The 16,957-nt window shown below is 57.4% G+C and carries 15 protein-coding genes; 8 read left to right on the top strand and 7 right to left on the bottom strand.

Annotated features, from left to right (window positions below; genetic code table 11):
• The first annotated feature begins 98 nt into the window (after window positions 1-98).
• Entirely contained in the window at window positions 99-1,517 is a 1,419-nt protein-coding gene (locus ACYASS_RS17285; RefSeq protein WP_463587019.1) for a short-chain fatty acid transporter, read from the top strand.
• Between the two features lie 50 nt (window positions 1,518-1,567).
• Here ACYASS_RS17285 and ACYASS_RS17280 read toward each other — a convergent pair whose 3' ends face one another.
• The 6 genes from ACYASS_RS17280 to ACYASS_RS17255 all read right to left on the bottom strand — a co-directional run bounded on the left by ACYASS_RS17280 (window position 1,568) and on the right by ACYASS_RS17255 (window position 6,758).
• A complete protein-coding gene (locus ACYASS_RS17280; RefSeq protein ID WP_463587018.1) occupies window positions 1,568-2,110 on the bottom strand; it encodes a MarR family winged helix-turn-helix transcriptional regulator in 543 nt (180 codons plus the stop codon).
• Window positions 2,111-2,207: 97 nt separating this feature from the next.
• Entirely contained in the window at window positions 2,208-2,774 is a 567-nt protein-coding gene (locus ACYASS_RS17275) for a YbhB/YbcL family Raf kinase inhibitor-like protein (RefSeq protein WP_463587017.1), read from the bottom strand.
• A 176-nt stretch (window positions 2,775-2,950) separates the two neighbouring features.
• Window positions 2,951-3,640, bottom strand: coding sequence for a hypothetical protein (locus tag ACYASS_RS17270; protein WP_463587016.1), 690 nt, complete (start codon window positions 3,638-3,640; stop codon window positions 2,951-2,953).
• Window positions 3,641-3,881: 241 nt separating this feature from the next.
• Window positions 3,882-4,817, bottom strand: coding sequence for a 2-hydroxyacid dehydrogenase (locus ACYASS_RS17265; protein ID WP_463587015.1), 936 nt, complete (start codon window positions 4,815-4,817; stop codon window positions 3,882-3,884).
• A 53-nt stretch (window positions 4,818-4,870) separates the two neighbouring features.
• Window positions 4,871-5,680 carry an MOSC domain-containing protein gene (locus ACYASS_RS17260; RefSeq protein ID WP_463587014.1) on the bottom strand — a complete coding sequence of 270 codons (810 nt, stop codon included), beginning with the start codon at window positions 5,678-5,680 and terminating at the stop codon, window positions 4,871-4,873.
• A 148-nt stretch (window positions 5,681-5,828) separates the two neighbouring features.
• Window positions 5,829-6,758: a chemotaxis protein CheV gene (locus tag ACYASS_RS17255; protein WP_243245750.1), complete on the bottom strand. Its 930-nt coding sequence runs from the start codon at window positions 6,756-6,758 to the stop codon at window positions 5,829-5,831.
• A gap of 566 nt (window positions 6,759-7,324) precedes the next feature.
• On the opposite strand from ACYASS_RS17255, the gene ACYASS_RS17250 reads away from it, so the two are divergent.
• The 3 genes from ACYASS_RS17250 to ACYASS_RS17240 all read left to right on the top strand — a co-directional run bounded on the left by ACYASS_RS17250 (window position 7,325) and on the right by ACYASS_RS17240 (window position 9,752).
• A complete protein-coding gene (locus ACYASS_RS17250; protein ID WP_463587013.1) occupies window positions 7,325-7,816 on the top strand; it encodes a hypothetical protein in 492 nt (163 codons plus the stop codon).
• A gap of 386 nt (window positions 7,817-8,202) precedes the next feature.
• Complete coding sequence (locus ACYASS_RS17245) at window positions 8,203-9,096, top strand: sensor histidine kinase (protein ID WP_463587012.1); 894 nt, start codon at window positions 8,203-8,205, stop codon at window positions 9,094-9,096.
• Entirely contained in the window at window positions 9,093-9,752 is a 660-nt protein-coding gene (locus ACYASS_RS17240; protein WP_463587011.1) for a response regulator, read from the top strand. The genes ACYASS_RS17245 and ACYASS_RS17240 overlap by 4 nt, the downstream gene beginning before the upstream one ends.
• Here the strand turns inward: ACYASS_RS17240 and yegS are convergent.
• Entirely contained in the window at window positions 9,736-10,650 is a 915-nt protein-coding gene (yegS, locus tag ACYASS_RS17235) for a lipid kinase YegS (RefSeq protein ID WP_463587010.1), read from the bottom strand. The two genes, ACYASS_RS17240 and yegS, sit on opposite strands and share 17 nt — an antisense overlap.
• Before the next feature lie 485 nt (window positions 10,651-11,135).
• Here yegS and ACYASS_RS17230 point away from each other — a divergent pair, with 485 nt between their 5' ends.
• From ACYASS_RS17230 to ACYASS_RS17215, 4 genes are all read left to right on the top strand, one after another.
• Window positions 11,136-12,572, top strand: a complete 1,437-nt coding sequence (locus tag ACYASS_RS17230) for an undecaprenyl-phosphate glucose phosphotransferase (RefSeq protein ID WP_463587009.1) — start codon at window positions 11,136-11,138, stop codon at window positions 12,570-12,572.
• Complete coding sequence (locus tag ACYASS_RS17225; protein WP_463587008.1) at window positions 12,572-14,026, top strand: mannose-1-phosphate guanylyltransferase/mannose-6-phosphate isomerase; 1,455 nt, start codon at window positions 12,572-12,574, stop codon at window positions 14,024-14,026. Before ACYASS_RS17230 ends, ACYASS_RS17225 begins: the two co-directional genes overlap by 1 nt.
• Window positions 14,027-14,144: 118 nt before the next feature.
• The gene (locus tag ACYASS_RS17220) at window positions 14,145-14,945 is read left to right on the top strand and encodes a polysaccharide biosynthesis/export family protein (RefSeq protein WP_463587007.1); all 801 of its coding nucleotides are present in this window, start codon (window positions 14,145-14,147) and stop codon (window positions 14,943-14,945) included.
• 14 nt (window positions 14,946-14,959) lie between these two features.
• Entirely contained in the window at window positions 14,960-16,954 is a 1,995-nt protein-coding gene (locus tag ACYASS_RS17215) for an exopolysaccharide transport family protein (RefSeq protein WP_463587006.1), read from the top strand.
• Window positions 16,955-16,957: the final 3 nt, after the last annotated feature.

Genomic DNA, 16,957 nt, shown 5'->3' with positions numbered 1-16,957 from the left:
GAGTGACTGACACACCGCGATCGCAGCCTTCGGCAGCTCCTACAGTGGGTATGCGGCAACGATTCAACTATCAATAATAAATACAAGAGGACATCCCTGTGGCCGCTGATATCGAAGATAGCCGCTCTGCCCGTTTTGCCTTGCGCTGCGCCAAATGGGCGGAGCGCTGGTTTCCCGATTCCTGGGTGTTCGCTGCGCTCGCGGTGGTGATCGTCACAGTTGCCACTCTGGCCATGGGCGCCAAACCTGCCGACGCAGCGAAGGCGTTCGGTGATGGGTTCTGGAGTTTGATTCCGTTCACCATGCAAATGGCGTTCGTAGTCATTGGCGGCTATGTGGTAGCCAGCTCGCCTCCCGCAGTAAAACTCATCGACCGGCTGGCACGCATCCCTAAAAACGGCCGCTCGGCCGTGGCTTGGGTCGCGCTGATTTCCATGGTCGCGTCACTGCTCAACTGGGGGCTGTCGCTGGTATTCGGCGGCCTGCTGGTGCGCGCCCTCGCCCGCCGCACCGACCTGCGCATGGACTATCGCGCCGCTGGTGCAGCGGCTTATCTCGGGCTAGGTGCGGTATGGGCGCTGGGGCTCTCATCCTCCGCCGCGCAATTGCAAGCCAACCCCGGAAGCCTGCCGCCCTCGATTCTGGCAATTACCGGCGTGATCCCCTTCACCGAAACTATCTTCCTTTGGCAGTCCGGCGTTCTGCTGGCAGCACTGGTCGTCGTTTCCCTGGTGGTTGCCTACGCCACGGCACCGGGCCCGAACAGCGCCAAAGATGCAAAGGCCTGCGGCGTCGATCCGTCGTTCAGCATGCCAGAGTTGCCTGCTCGCACCCGTCCGGGCGAATGGCTGGAATACAGCCCGTTGCTGATCATTCTGATGGTGGTACTTGCATCCGGCTGGATCTTCAACGAGTTCTCCACCAAACCGGCGATTACCGCGATTTCAGGCCTGAATACTTACAACTTCCTGTTCATCATGGTCGGCGCATTACTGCACTGGCGTCCGCGCAGCTTCCTTGATGCGGTGACGCGAGCAGTACCAACCACCACCGGCGTGCTGATCCAGTTCCCGCTATACGGCTCGATCGCAGCGTTGATGACCACCGTCAAAGGCACCGACGCACAGACCCTGGCGCACCATATTTCCACCTTCTTCACCAGCATTGCCTCCCATGACACCTACGCGCTTTTGATGGGCGTGTACTCGGCAGTTCTGGGTTTCTTCATTCCTTCGGGCGGTGGTAAATGGATCATCGAAGCACCCTATGTGATGCAGGTCGCCAACGACCTTGAATACCATCTGGGCTGGGCGGTACAGATCTACAACGCCGCTGAAGCGCTGCCGAACCTGATCAACCCGTTTTACATGCTGCCGCTGCTGGGAGTATTGGGCCTGAAGGCGCGCGACCTGATCGGGTTCTCGTTTGTGCAGTTACTGGTGCACACACCGCTGGTGCTGTTCCTGCTGTGGATTCTGGGCACAACCCTGGCGTACATCCCGCCGGTGCATCCGTAGCACGGTCCATTTCGCATGTTCTGTAGGAGCTGCCGAAGGCTGCGAAGCATTCATCCCGGTATACCGCCATCGCAGCCTTCGGCAGCTCCTACAGGTCGTGTATCTGGCGCGCCGTCGCCATAATCAAGCGCGGCGACTTTTGCCAGCAGCTCGCGCAGCTCACACGCCTGTTGCTGACCAAGAGAGGTTTCAAAACACAACTGGGCCTGCTCCCAAAGCGCCTGGGACTCCAGTAATTTGTCCAACCCGGCCTGGGTCAGACACACCCTTCGGCTGCGTTTGTCTTGCGGGTCGACTTCCACCGAAATCAGCCCCTCGCGCTCCAGCGGCTTGAGATTTTGCGCCAGCGCAGAACGGTCAATGACCAGAATGGCCGCCAACTCGGTCACCGCAGGCGCCTGATTGCGCGCCACCTGAATCAGAATCGAGCGCTGTGTCGAGCGCAAACCACAGGGTGCCAGAACGGCGTCGTAAAGCTGTGATATGCGTCGCGTGGCCTTGCGCAGACTGGTGGCATGACACAGCACCCGCGGTGCAATACGGAGGCCTTCGGGTATCTGCAGCGCGACTATTGGCGGCGGGCTTTGGCTCATAAAGATTCCTGCACGAATGCGTCAATCAGGTAACTGCGAGCGGACAATGCTGGCATATTCGCGCTCCCGGCAACAGACGCTCCCCAGGCACACGGTATCAGGCACGCTCATGAATCCCGTCGAGTCGACCGCGGCCGATCACTGCGCCGTCGATGGCCTTGAGCAACTGGCTGCGACTGGGCGGGCCGTCCAGTTGCAGCTGTCGATCCAGCGCCAGCAACTGGAAGCTATAGCGATGCGGGCCATGGCCGGTCAAGGGTTGCGGTCCGATATACGTCGCACTGCCGAACGTACTAAGCCCCAACGTGAGCAGGCCACGTGAAGCACTGCTCAAGGCCCCGACCGGCAAACCTGTAAGGTCCGGCGAGATACCTACGGCAATTGCATGCACGAACGCGAAAGGCAACGGCGCATCAGCATCTTCGATGACCAGCACCAACTCCCGGGTACCGGGTGGCACTCCCTGCCACTCCAGTGGCGGAGACAGGTTACCGCCCTTGGCCGAACCGACGTGGGACAGCGGGATCTGTGCCATCGAGACAAATGCCGGGCTGCGCACGTCAATGACCACCGGCGAAAACGCCACCGCCTTGTGATTCCAGATCAGCTTGTTCTCGGTAGCACCGCGCCCGCGCAATACTCGCCCCAACAAACGGCTCAGCATCCTGACTATCCTCGGTAGATCCACTGGACATTGAACAGGACGATAGCCCGCTGAGGGGATTTAAAAAAGTGATTCGCGCGGGTCAATAGAAAGACGTGGAGCCCGTAATCCGGATATGGCCAACACGGGCGCTATGTTGTCGTGGGACCGGTCGGGCGGCCCCACGTCGTCAATCATCAGACAACAGGATCTCCGATGTTGGTTTCAAGGATATCCAGCGTTAATGGAACGATGACTGTGTGAGTACTGATGAGCGGCTCTTTTATCTTGCAGCAGGACACATAGGCCCACCAGTCCGGACCGAACGTGACGCTGTCATTGATCCCGACCGTATTACCATTGGGTGCAATGATAGTTACATTTTCCATGAGGCCCGCTTTTAACGCACTGGCATTCAAAGCGCGGCCATCGCACAGGACTTTCCAGCCGGAAAAGTTAGTACCGGAAGAGGCAATATAATAATCAAAGGATTGCTGACTCATGGTCAACGAGTTGTATTGCGACCGTTTCTCTGTGACCAAATCATTAAAGCAACCTTTGAAATCAATGAACTGGTCATGCTTGACTTTTATCTGGTAACTGGTGGATCCGTCACTGGACTGTCGGCAAATAAACCAGAATTGCTGGCGAGGGGTTGCAGCCGTGCCGCCCCGTGGCATCGTGGTCGCGGCCAGGTACTTCTGTTCCTCTGTCCCCTTGAAATAAACATCTTCAGACCCGGACTTGTAAAGCCTGTCCGAGAGAGGTGCGTAGGCAGCTGAGCCCGCACTGGACGTTATCTTGGAAAAGTCAAAATAGGCAGTCATGTCCTTATAAACTAACCGAACGGTTGCCCTGAACGACAGTTCGTTAATAAGAGTAGCCATCATAAAACCCCTGTTAATCGTATTAACAAGTCCTGAATCTAATACCTCCTCTGCGGAACAGACAACTGTCATAAATGACAGTTTCTGGGAACGTTTGCTTATCAATAAAGCGCTGTTTAATCCGACGGGCTATAGAGGGCCAATCGAGGCCTGTATAACAATGCCCAGCATCACACCCCTGCCGGTTCTTTGTGGTGCGCCGTGGCGGGTATGGATTGAAAAAGCAGGCGGCGCCTTCAGGTCAACCGTGAACAGGCGTCAACACCGGCTTACCCGCAAAGAACGCTAGCAAATTATCCGCGACCATTTGCACCGTCGCCTCGGATGCCTCCGGCGACAAACCACCCACATGTGGCGTCAGCACGACATTGTCGAGCGCTTTCAGCGCGTCGGGCACCGACGGCTCGTCGTCGAAGACATCCAGCGCCGCACCGGCAATTCGCTGCTGCTGTAACGCGTCAACCAGCGCAGCGGTATCAATCACACTGGCACGCGCGATGTTGACCACGAACCCTTGCGGCCCCAGCGCGTCCAGCGCCTTGCTGTCGATCAAGTGCCGCGTACCACCACCGCCTGGCGTAGCGACAATCAGAAAGTCGCAAGCGCTGGCGAGTTCGAGCGGCGTTGCGCAATAGTCGAAATCAACGTCGGTACGCGGCTTGCGATTGTGATAGCTGATGACGATGCCGAAACCAGCGGCACGCCGGGCGATAGCCAGGCCGACGGCACCGAGGCCCAGAATCCCAAGACGCTTGCCCTCGAATGAAGGACGCGTCACCTTGCGCCATTCACCACGACGCACTGAAGCGTCAGCCTGAGGAATGTCCCGCACGATGGACAGGAGCAACGACATGGCGTGATCCGCCACCGTCGGTGCGTTGACGCCTGCGCCGTTGGTGACGGTGATGCCCCGCGCTTGTGCCGCAGCAAGGTCAACATGCTCGTAACCCGCGCCGAGCACGCAGATAATCTGCAAATGCGGCAACGCGGCAATTTCTTCTGCATACAACCCCAGCGGCCCACGGGTCAGCACCGCGGTGATTTCCTCGCTGCGGGTCGCGATGGCGTCTGCACGGCTGGCAGGCGTCGGCGCGAGGATCAGTCGATAGCCACTGTTTTCAAGAATCGGTAGATATTCGTTGACGCTTTCGACCAGCACCAGAACGGTAGTTGTCATGCAGGGCTCCGAAAAAACCATGAAAAAACGGACAATAACGCGACGGAGTCGCCCTACTCCAGCACCGTCACCGGCATACCGACTTCGAGAATGCCCGGACCATCATTGACCATGTTCTGCCCGAACCAGACGTCACCCTCGCGCTCGCGGTAGGTCTTTAGGGTGGTCAGAGGCTCGCGATCAGCGTTGCGCTCACCGGTAGCCGGATCGATGGTCGTCAGGATGCAGCGCGAGCAGCCCTTGAGCAGACGGAATTCTATATCACCGATACGAATGCGCTTCCAGCCGTCCTCGGCGAAAGCTTCTGCTCCCTCCACGACCAGATTCGGCCGGAAACGCAGCATTTCCTGAGGGCGTCCAATCTTCGCCGACAGATCGTCCAGGGACGCCTGACCAATCAGTAACAGCGGGAAGCCATCGGCAAAGCCGACCCGGTCTTCGTTGCGGCCATAGCCACTCGGCATGCTGCGCGCACGATCTGCGGGTACATGCACCATCCGCGTCGGCTTGCCAATGAATTCGCTGACCCAACGAGCCGCCTCGTCGCCAGCATCCGGCACGCGCAATGTATCGCGCCACACGGTAACGCCGCGCAGGGTCTGTTCCAGATTTTCAGGAAGAGGGATATCCAGCGCCGCAAAGCCGGGTGCCTCAATTGTCACGCCACCTTCAGCGTTCCACAGCACCGACAATTGAGACATGTGCGGCAAGGCGCGCTGGGTCAGAAAGCGGCCGCTGGCTTCATCCACCAGCATCCAGCGTCGATCACCGGTCATGCCCAACTCGTCAAACGACGCCTGTTGCAAGACTTCGGCCTTGCAGGATTTGAGCGGGAAACGATAAAGCGCGCTGAGATGCAACATGGCCTGTTCCTTGTTCGACCGAGATCACTGGAGTTGTGACCGCCGGAATCATGAAGGCGACAAGCTTATACGAACTTGATCGTTGCGAGGCAGGACAAACGCACCAGCGCGCAGATCAAGCCTGCGCCTGGCACGTTCGAGGGTCCGGTCAGCCCTGAACCATGATCAGGCGTTCACGAACCACGTCGACCAGCTTGTCGGGCTGGAACTTGGAAAGGAAGTTGTCGCAGCCGACTTTTTTGACCATGGACTCGTTGAAGCTCCCCGAGAGCGACGTGTGCAACACCACGTACAGCTCGCGCAGGCGAGGGTCGTTACGAATCTCAGTGGTCAGGCGATAGCCATCCATTTCCGGCATTTCGGCGTCGGTAAACACCATCAACAACTTCTCGGTCATGACCTCACCGCTGTCAGCCCAGGCCTTGAGCATGTTCAACGCCTTGAGGCCATCGCTGGCCACGTGCAATTTCAAACCGAGCTGGGACAGCGTGTCGCGCAGCTGGCTCAGGGCAACTTTGGAGTCATCCACCAAGAGAATTTCACGACCCACTGCACCGGCGAGGACAGGATCCTCGAGCTTTTCGCTGGACACCTTAGCGTTGTAAGGCACGATTTCAGCGAGCACTTTTTCAACGTCAATCACTTCAACCAACTGATCGTCGACCTTGCTGATCGCGGTCAGGTAATGCTGACGGCCAGCGCTGGCAGGCGGCGGCATGATCGCATCCCAGTTCATGTTGACGATGCGATCAACGCCGCCAACCAAAAAGGCCTGAACCGAACGATTGTACTCAGTCACGATAATGGTACTGCCTGGCCCTGGAACCAGTGGCTTCATGCCGATCGCCTGGGACAGATCGATCACCGGCAGGGTCTGACCGCGCAGGTTGACGACACCGCAGACAAACGAGTGGCGTTGCGGCATCAACGTCAGTTTAGGCAGTTGCAGAACTTCCTGAACCTTGAACACGTTGATTGCAAACAGCTGTCGGCCCGCCAGGCGAAACATGAGGATTTCAAGGCGGTTCTCGCCCACCAGTTGTGTGCGTTGATCTACTGAGTCGAGAATGCCAGCCATTTATTGCTCCTGAAGCGTGGGTCACAGTGAGTCTGCGAAGTTGTTATCGGCTGAAAACAGCGGGACCTTAACGACGATGAAATGTTAAATACAACATTGATATCACTTTAACATCATGATCTACTCATGGGTGAATGAGCTTTACTCATTCCGACCAACAACAGCCCCCCGCTAGCGCCGTCTCACGCGCCGTGCGTTCTATACGCTAAGGGTTGTCCTTAGCAGCCATCAGGGCCAACCTGATATTCGCGCCAATCAATAGCCATTATTGTGACACCATTCTCATATTTGAATGGAGTCAGAGTCGTGTTTGCGTTGTCGCCATCCCGAACAGTCCTGCCGTCCCTTTTCGCCGCAGGTGGCGTACGCGTTGTCGTGCACGCCAGACTCCCCCTGTTCGGACCCCGGCCAGACCGCGACCCTGTACTTGAAACATCAGCAGATTACCGTTCATTTTTACAAGTATCGGAAGCGCCCTACAGACTTCCCTTTCGTATCCACATTAACGTTCCGCAATACGCACCGAGTACTACACTGGAGCGATCCATGGTCCATGGAGATACCCCATGCTGAGCGGCAAAGAGTGGCAACAGATTCATCCCGATTTTTTCGATCAGTCGCAGCTTTTGCTGAGCACCTGCCAGGAATGCCTCGCGCACCTGGAGATGATCAGCAACGATCAGGACGCTGTTGAATGCCTGCTGGGCACCCTGTCCAGACTGGCGCAAACCGCTGACGACGCACTGATCCCCGGCACTGCCGATTTCGCCCGGCAATTGCGCCACATGCTGAGCGCCGCCTACCCCGAGCTGCGCCTGACGGACGATGCCCTTCAAACACTGGAGCACTGCCTGACCCTGATGGCCTGGCAACTCGAGCTGATCGACCCACGCACCGGCCAGCTTTCGCTGGACGACACTGAGCAAAAGGAACTGCTGGATAAGCTGGCCTACCTCTGTGGGCTGGAGAGCTGTGCACTGGAAAGCTGTGAGCCAGGTCAGGAGCAATCGTCGTCAAGAATCCAGCCTGATACACAACACAGGCACTGCGACCGCTGAATAATCTGACAGCGCCCGGCTCTCTGGAAACCGCACTGAAAAACAGCACACTGATCCCAAAAAACCCGCTACCACTCCACTATAAACAACACGCTCCCCGCGCTTGCTGTGTCCGGGGCCTGACGCCTGCGCGCAGTCGCAACCCATCCGCACGGGTCAGCCGTCCGGCGCAGCGTCAGGGCGACTCGTTCAAACTTTGAACATTGAGGTAAGATCACGACCGCCAGCAATATTGAAATGCTGAGCACCGTGCAGGACGTACGGTTAAATCTCCCGGAAGAGACTTGAATCAGAGATCAAGGCGGTCCTTTCAATGACTTGCCGGATATTGACCTGCATGCTGCACGGCAGGTTGTTCGCAGTGACCACACGATGGCTCCATCGCTATGCATGTCCGTACCAATGTTTTCAGATTTCGGCCCCTCAGTACCAGGAATGCTCTCTGGCTAAATGCCGTTCTATGCATTGGAGCAGCCATCGGCAATATTGCGCTGTATCTGACTTCCGACGATTTCCCCGTCGCCCTGTTGTTGCTCAATCTCGCAACCTTTGCCAGCGTCTGGCAGGCGCAACTTCGGTACGGCCAATCGATTCGCTTTCAGCCACAAGAGCTGGCTGAACACATGCTTCAGGTTCAGGAGACCGAGCGGCATCGCCTGAGCCGTGAACTGCATGACGATATTGGCCAGATGCTGACCGCAGCCAAGCTCCAGTCCGAATGGTTACGCCGCCGCCTGCCTTCAGAGTTGCTTGAACACAGCTCGCTGCTGAACAACACTCTTGACGAAACCCTGGCCAAAGTCCGCGATGTTTCGGCCATCCTGCACCCTCGACAACTCACCAGCCTTGGGCTCGAAGCAAGCCTTCGCGGTCATCTGCTGCGCACCCTCGCTGACAGTCAGGTGCACTGGAGTCTCGAGTGCAAGCAACCGTTGGCCGGTATCCCGGAAGAAATGTCGGTGACTGCTTTTCGGATTATCCAGGAAGCGGTGACAAACATGCTGCGCCACGCTCAGGCGAACAATCTGCTGGTGCGTTTACAGCGTCTGCCAAAGGGCCTGGAACTGCATATCAGCGATGACGGACTTGGATTTTCCCCGGCCGCAGACCCTGCCCTCGAAGGACAGCGTGGCATGTCAGGCATGGCTGAACGGGTTCGGCTGTTGAATGGTACATGGGCGATACACAGCGAGCCTGGCGAAGGTACGCGTATTGACGTGCTGTTGCCCTGGACCCCGCGCACCCATGAACGAGCAAACATAGACAAGAAGGTGAAATGACCTGCACATTGCTGTTGATTGACGATCACTCCCTGATAAGGGCTGGCGTTCGCGCTCTGGTGGCTGACATTCCCGGCTATTCAGTGATTGGCGAAGCCTGTGATGGTGCTCAATTGAGCGCCCTGGCCACCGAACTGAATCCCGACATCATCCTCTTGGATATCTCCATGAAGGATATGGATGGCCTGGATGCTCTGAAGGCGCTGAATGACGTTTTGCCCGACAGCAAAGTACTGATACTTTCCATGCACAGCGACCCGACGCGGGTCATGCGCGCGCTCGAAGCTGGCGCTCACGGTTACTTGCTCAAAGACGCTGCGGCCACTGAACTGGAACAGGCCCTGCAAGCCCTGAGCAGCGGCGAACGCTACTTGAGCCCGGCGATCGCCCATACCGTCATCAGCCAGGCCTTGGTCCGCAGTCAGGCCGACAAACAGGAAGCTGCGCACACGCACAACCTGACCGCCCGGCAAATGGAAATCCTGCGATTGATCGTTCGCGGCAAATCCACCCGGGAAATCGCCGGTGGCCTTGGCCTGAGCATCAAAACAGTGGAAACCCACCGGGCTCAGGTCATGAAGCGTCTGCAGATTCATGATGTGGCCGGGCTGGTTCTGTTTTGTGTACGTGAAGGCATTATCAGCCTGGATGATTGATCTGCGGGGTTTGCCCGAACAGCTCCGAGCCTGCTGGCAGATGCACCTTCAATGCCGCGTTGCGCGCCGAGAAACGCAGATTTTCTCCAGACAGAGGCTCGCCATCAAGATTGATGTCCAGGCCTTGCGCGGACTTGAGTTCGACCCAGGGTAGTCGAGCGCGGATAAACATGTTGTCTATTCCCAGTCCGCCCTCCAGCAAGCCTCGGAGGGTCCCAACCACTTCCTGTGGCGCTGGCAAAATACTGATATCCAGCAAACCATCATCGACCAGTGCCGACGGGCATAACACATGCCCGCCACCCGCCTGGCGCCCGTTACCGATACCCAGCGCAAGCAGCTCGCCGCTCCAGTGGAAATCCGGGCCGCTCAACTCGCCGTAGGCCGCACTCAACTCGCTGAAACGCGACAGCCCGGTAAACAGATAGGCTGCGCCGCCCAACACTTTTTTCAGATCCTCGGAGGTATTGGCGGTGACCTGGCTACCAAAGCCGCCTGTTGCCATGTTCATGAACACCTTGCCATTCACCTCGCCCAGGTCCACAGGCCGGGCGGGCACATCCAGCAGGTCCAGTGCCGCATCCGGCTCAAGCGGAACCCCAGCGGCGCGGGCGAAATCATTGGCGGTGCCCAGCGGCATGATGGTCAGCTCAGCGTCAGTTTCTGCGTTGGCAAGCGCTTCGGCGATGTCACGCAGTGTGCCGTCGCCACCACCCGCGATGATTTGCGAATGCCCGGCCGCCAGCGCTTCACTGACCAGACGTTGGGCATCACCGCCCTCCCACGTCAGACGAACATCAAGCTCCCAACCCTCGCGTCGCTTGCGAGTCACTGCCTCACGCACGTCTTCGTTGAGTGCCTGTTTGCCATGCAAAATCAAAATTGCCCGTCGTGTCATTGCCGCGTGCTCCCCAGAGTTGATGCGCTGGAAATTTTGACCTCAATGGATTGAAAAAAACCCGTTCGCGGCCGATAAATTTTTAGCGCGCTCAAGTCTGCCTGCGATCCCCCCGAAAACATTACCTGGGGGAGCTGCAGTCTGGCAAAAGGACACCCCTGAAAAGGCTCCTGAGCGGAGAATTTCGAAAGAGAAATCAAGCGCGTGCGATGACTTTAGTTGTGTCTTGAGCTTTACTGGCCTCATGCCCTCATTTGAGGGAATGCCTACGAACATCGCGGATAACGCCTACATAACTAAAGTATTAAGCCTATTTTCGCGCTGGATAGCCGTTAACAATTAGCATCACCTGACGTGCAGAAGCCAAATTAATGGCTATATTCACCAGGCAAGTCAGGAAAGGACATTTTATTGACTTCTACTTGAACGCGTCTCCTGTTGGATCGCAGTTGAGTTGTCACGGACCGAAGAAGTGAGGAAGCGTTATGCGTCTGCAGCCTGTTAACAGCCTCCTGCAAACCAGAACCAGTTTGATCGTTTATTTCCTGTTCGGCATTCGCCTGACCCACGGGATCACCTGCATCCTGCCAGGCCTGCTGATTCTGATCTTCTCCACGGACAGCTTTTCCGAGGTTCCACAGAGTTATTTTGCCGTACAGGTATTTTTCGGACTGCTCTGCGTGCTCATTTTTCAGGCTCTGGGCGTTTACTCCGAAGCCATGTTCAGTAACGCACTGCGCTTTCGACTGATCATCGTGGCCTGGTCTGCTGCGTTCTGCCTGCTGCTGTTCATGCACCAGACGCTCGCGTTTTTCGATTACATCTCCAACGAGCATCTGGTGATCTGGTACATCACCAGCCTGGCGCTGTTCTGCATTGAGCGGCTGTTCATGCTGGTGCTGTTCAAGCACTTCATGCAAAAAGGCTTTTTCCTGCAGAACGCAATCATTCTGGGGGCGACTGAAAACGGCCAGCGGCTGGCTGAATACCTGCTGGACAATCAGGACATCCGTTCGGGTGTCAGTGGTTTCATCGACGACCGGATCGGACGCTTGCCGAAAACCATGGCAGGCCTGCCGCTGTTGGGTAACAGCAATGACCTGGAACGTCTGATTCGCGAAGAAAAAGTCACTCAAGTGTTGGTGGCGTTGCCCTGGTCGGCGGAAAACCGCATGGATTACATCATTCGCGAATTACGTCGCCTGCCAGTCAATGTACTGCTCGTGCCCGACATGGTCGCCTTTCGCCACGCGCACAACCGAATCACCGAAGTCGCCAACCTGCCCATGTTCAATGCGTCCGACGTTCCGCTTTCCGGTTGGTCGCCTTTTTTCAAGCGGGTTGAAGACATGCTGCTGTCAAGCCTGGCCTTGCTGCTGCTGTCCCCGGTGATGCTGGCCATTGCCATTGCCATCAAGCTGGACTCCCGTGGACCGGTGTTTTTCTGGCAAAACCGTTATGGCTACAACAACCGCATGATCAAAGTTTGCAAGTTTCGCTCGATGCACCATCACCAGAGCGACGCGACCGCAGAGCAGCAAACCACCCGAGGTGACGCCAGGGTTACCCGGGTCGGACGTTTCATCCGCAAGACTAGCCTGGACGAACTGCCCCAGCTGTTCAATGTGATTGCAGGCAGCATGTCCATGGTAGGGCCGCGCCCCCATGCGACGGCCACCAAAGCGGCCGGAATCCTCTTCGAGCAAGCGGTGAAGGAGTACACGTCACGCCATCGGGTCAAGCCGGGAATCACCGGCCTGGCGCAAATCAATGGCTATCGTGGTGAGACAGACACCGTGGAAAAGATCGAAAAACGTGTGGAGTTCGATCTGGAGTACATCGAAAACTGGTCCGTCTGGTTCGACATTTACATCCTTCTGCGCACTGTTCCGGCAGTGCTCTTCACTCGAGAGGCTTATTGATGAGCATCCTCATCCCCTGCATCATCGCCGGCGGCGCCGGCACCCGTTTGTGGCCGGTCTCGCGCGAAGCCATGCCCAAGCCTTTCATGCGTCTTCGCGATGGCGAAAGCCTCCTGCAGAAAACCTTCAACCGGGCTGTTGGCTTGCCCGACGTTGGACGCCTGTTGACGGTGACCAATCGGGAGGTTTATTTCCGCACGGTCGATGACTATCGCCAGCTCAACAAAACCAAGGTCAAGCTGGATTTCATCCTCGAACCTTTCGGTCGTAATACCGCCCCTGCCCTGGCAGCCGCAGCGCTACACGTCTCACGCCTGTATGGCGAGGATGCGCAGTTACTGGTCTTGCCAGCCGATCACCTGATCGCCGATGTGGCGGCCTTTTCCAGGGCTGTCCAGGCCGCACGGCTGTTGGCCGAAGACGGCTGGCTGGTCACATTTGGCATTCTGCCAAGCAAAGCGGAAACGGGTTTTGGCTACATTGAAAAAGGCCAGTCGCTGAACAGCGATGGCTATCAGGTCGCACGCTTTGTCGAAAAACCGGATGCCGCGACAGCGCAGGCGTACCTGGACGGCGGCCTGCACCTGTGGAACGCCGGTATGTTCTGCATGCGCGCCGACAGCTTGCTCAACCAGTTTGCCGAACACGCGCCAGAGGTTCTGGCGACCGTCAAAGCCTGCCTGGAGTTGAGCGTCAGCAAGGAAGGCAATAACGAACTGCAGATCGAACTGGACAGTGAATCGTTCGCCAACGCGCCGGACATTTCCGTCGACTACGCGTTGATGGAGCGCTCCAGCAAAGTCGCCGTCGTCCCCTGCGAGCTGGGCTGGAACGACATCGGTTCATGGCAGGCAGTCCGTGAACTCGTGCCCGCTGACGAGCATGGCAACCAGTGTAACGGTCCGACGGTGCTGCATGACGTGAGCAACTGCTACATCGACTCCAAACGCATGGTGGGTGGTGTCGGTCTGAACGACCTGATCATCATCGACACACCGGATGCACTGTTGATCGCCGATGGCACCCGCAGCCAGGACGTGAAGTACATCGCCCAGGAACTCAAACGCCAGGGTCACGATGCGTATCGCCTGCACCGTACAGTCACGCGTCCTTGGGGCACCTACACCGTGCTCGAAGAAGGCAAGCGTTTCAAGATCAAGCGCATCGTGGTTCGCCCGCAAGCTTCGCTGTCCCTGCAAATGCACCATCATCGCAGTGAGCACTGGATTGTGGTCAGCGGCATGGCTCGGGTAACCAATGGTGAGCGTGAATTCATGCTCGACACTAACGAATCGACGTTCATCAAGCCTGGCCATACCCACCGCCTGGTCAATCCGGGCGTGATCGACCTGGTCATGATCGAGGTGCAGAGCGGCGAGTATCTGGGTGAAGACGACATCGTACGTTTCACCGATGTCTACGGCCGGGTCGCAGCGCCGATTCCGGCCTCCTGACCTCACCTGTAACGCAAGGCCCACGATCAACCTGCTTGTACAAAACGCAGCACACAATACAGATGACAGCGGTAGCCCGCCTACATGATGGTTTTACCCGATACGGGAGTAGTAGTTCATGCAAGACAGGAGTTTGGGGGTGGTCGCAAGCATGCTGCTGGTGCTGAGCCTTTTGGTGGTCAGCGCCTGCAGCACCCCGGCACGCGTCGGTTTACCCGACGATACCGCACAGATTGAAGCGGGCAAGGCGGCGGGCCGTGCGCTTGCCGGTAAGCCGTTGCCACCGCAACGGGTACGGCCGGGCGATACGCTGCGCATCGTACGAAACACCGGTGAAGCACCGTCGATTTCCGCTTTCACGGCTAACTCCATCTACGAGCTGACGCTGTTCCAGGTACTCAACGATGGCACGTTCAGCTATCCGTATATCGGCTCCGTACAGGCCGCAGGCATGACCTTGCCGGAGCTTACTGAACACCTGCAGAGCAAATTGCAGGACGTGTACCGTGAAACCGCGATGACCATCAACATCTCGCAATCGCCGGGCAACACCGTGTTCGTTGGCGGCGCAGTGCGCAACTCGACGGCCCTGCCCGCCACGGTCGCGACCACTCTGGTGCAGGCGATTGTCGGCGCAGGTGGCGTGGCCAATGACGGAGACGCGACGATGGTTGCCCTGCTCCGCCAGGAAGACAACGGTTTCTACAAAACTTATTTTTTCGACTACAGCAAGCTGCTCTGGGCAGACAGTTCGGGGCCGCGCGGCCCGGTATTGCTCCAGCGCGGCGATGTGGTGTTCGTGCCCAAGTCATCAGCAGGTGACAAAGCCGACGGCGTGAATCTGTACTTCAACCAGTTGATCCCCTTCGCCAAGTCGCTGGGGTTCGGCGTGAATTACAACTTGCGCAGCGAAAACTAAGTCAGGGAAACGACATGATCAATATTCGTTCATTGCGCGACTTGTTGCGCCTGTTCTTCATTTTCAAACAGGAAGTACGACTCACGGTCATGGTGACGTTCATCATCATCGTGCTCGGCGCGTTCCTGCTGCCCAACCGTTACGAATCCACCGCCCTGTTGCTGGTCAAGCCGGGCCGCGACAGCAGCACCGTGCCGATCGAGTTCGCTGATCGGCAGGCGATCGTGATTCCCAGCGCCCAGCGCGACCCCATCCTCGACGAAGAACGCATGCTGACCGGTCGGCCAATCATGCGTACGGTCGCGGAGAAATACCTGGCCGAGATCTCCAATGCCGAACAGGAACAAGGTTTTCTGGCCTCGGTGAAAAACCTGCTCAAGGACACGGTGAGTTCGGTCATCGGCGTGTTCCGCGGCGCACTGCAACTGATTGGACTGGTGGAGAAGCGCTCCCCGGAAGAGCGTCTTGCTGAAGACCTGTCCAAGAACTTCAAAGTCAGCCACGACCCGGGTTCGGCGGTGATGGAACTGACGTTTTCCTGGAATGATCCGCAGGTTGCAAAGGAAGTCCTGGAAACCTGGATTTCCGAATACGAACAACAACGTACCCGGGTGCTGGGTCGCGTCAGCCTTTATCAATTCTATGAAACCGAGGTCAAAGACACTCAGGCGCGGATTCTCAGCTACAAGAAACAGATTCAGACGTACCTCAATCAACTAGGCGCGGTCAGCATTGCCCAGCGTCTGGCTGATACCTCTCAGGGTCTTAACGACCTGACGACCGAACGCAACAACACCTTGCGTTCCATTGCCTCGACCAAGGCCGGGCTCGACAAGTTGCAGGAACAACTCAGGCAGCAGTCGAAGACGGTCAGTGCCGGTCGTGAGTTGAGCCTCAACCCTAACCGTCAGGACCTGCAAAACCGCATCAATGGCAAGGAAGTCGAGCGTCAGGAACTGCTGCGGTCGTTCAAAGAGACGGCGCCGCCAGTTCGCGCCCTGAACCAGGAAATCACCAACCTGAAAAAACTCCTGAGTGAGCAGGATGCGACCATTCAGCGCTCGGAAAGCATTACACCCAACCCGATCTATAACCGGATGCAAAACGTGCTGGCTGACCAGCAGGCCAGCTATGCGCGACTGCAAACGCAATTGACGCAACAAAACCTGCAATTGGCGCAGTGGGAAAAAAGCCGACAACTGGCGTTGAATCTGGAACCTGAAATGTCTCGCTTGCAGGGCGAGCTGGACGCCAGCGAAAAGAGCTTTGCGCTCTACAGCAGCAGCCTTGAGAAAGCACGCATCGACCGCGAACTGGACCGTAGCCAGATCAGCAACATCGCGATCATCGAGCAGGCGACTTACAACCCCAGCCGGGTCTTCCCGAAAAGCCTGTTGATGCTGCTTCTGGCGTTCCCGCTGAGTGTTGGCGTCGGCCTTGTTGCCCTGTACTTCTTCTACCTGCTGGATCAGCGGATCCACGACGGCGACAAGATCGAAACCCGTTTTGGGGTGCCGGTCTGGACCAGCCTTCAGGAATTGAGCAGCGTTCAGGACACCCACAACACGGCATTCACGGCCAGCCTGCACAGGCTGTACGGCACCTTGCCGTTACGACAGGTCGCCGAAAAAGGCCTGGCGCTGGGCTTTACCTCGTCTCATGAGGGCGAAGGCGTCAGTTTCGTCATCAGTCAGCTGGCCAGCCTGCTTCACGAGCACGGCTACACCGTACGCACCGAAGGCCCTGGCCCCGCTGTACCGGGAGAGATATTGCTGATCGATGCCTCCAGCATCTTCACCAACCAGAATGCCTTTGCTCTGTTGCGCGATGCCGACCTGATCCTGCTGATCGTCAAAGCCGAGGAAACCACCGTACCGATGCTGGAAAACGTGCTGGCGACCCTGCATACCGCGTTCAAAAAAGTCGACGGCATCATCATCAACCGTCGCCGTTACAAAGTGCCAAAACGCGTGATGGATTATCTCAAGCGCTTCCAGACGCGAGGCTGATTT

This window comes from Pseudomonas sp. HP_14 (assembly GCF_055283875.1).
This window is presented reverse-complemented; position numbering and strand designations above follow the sequence as displayed.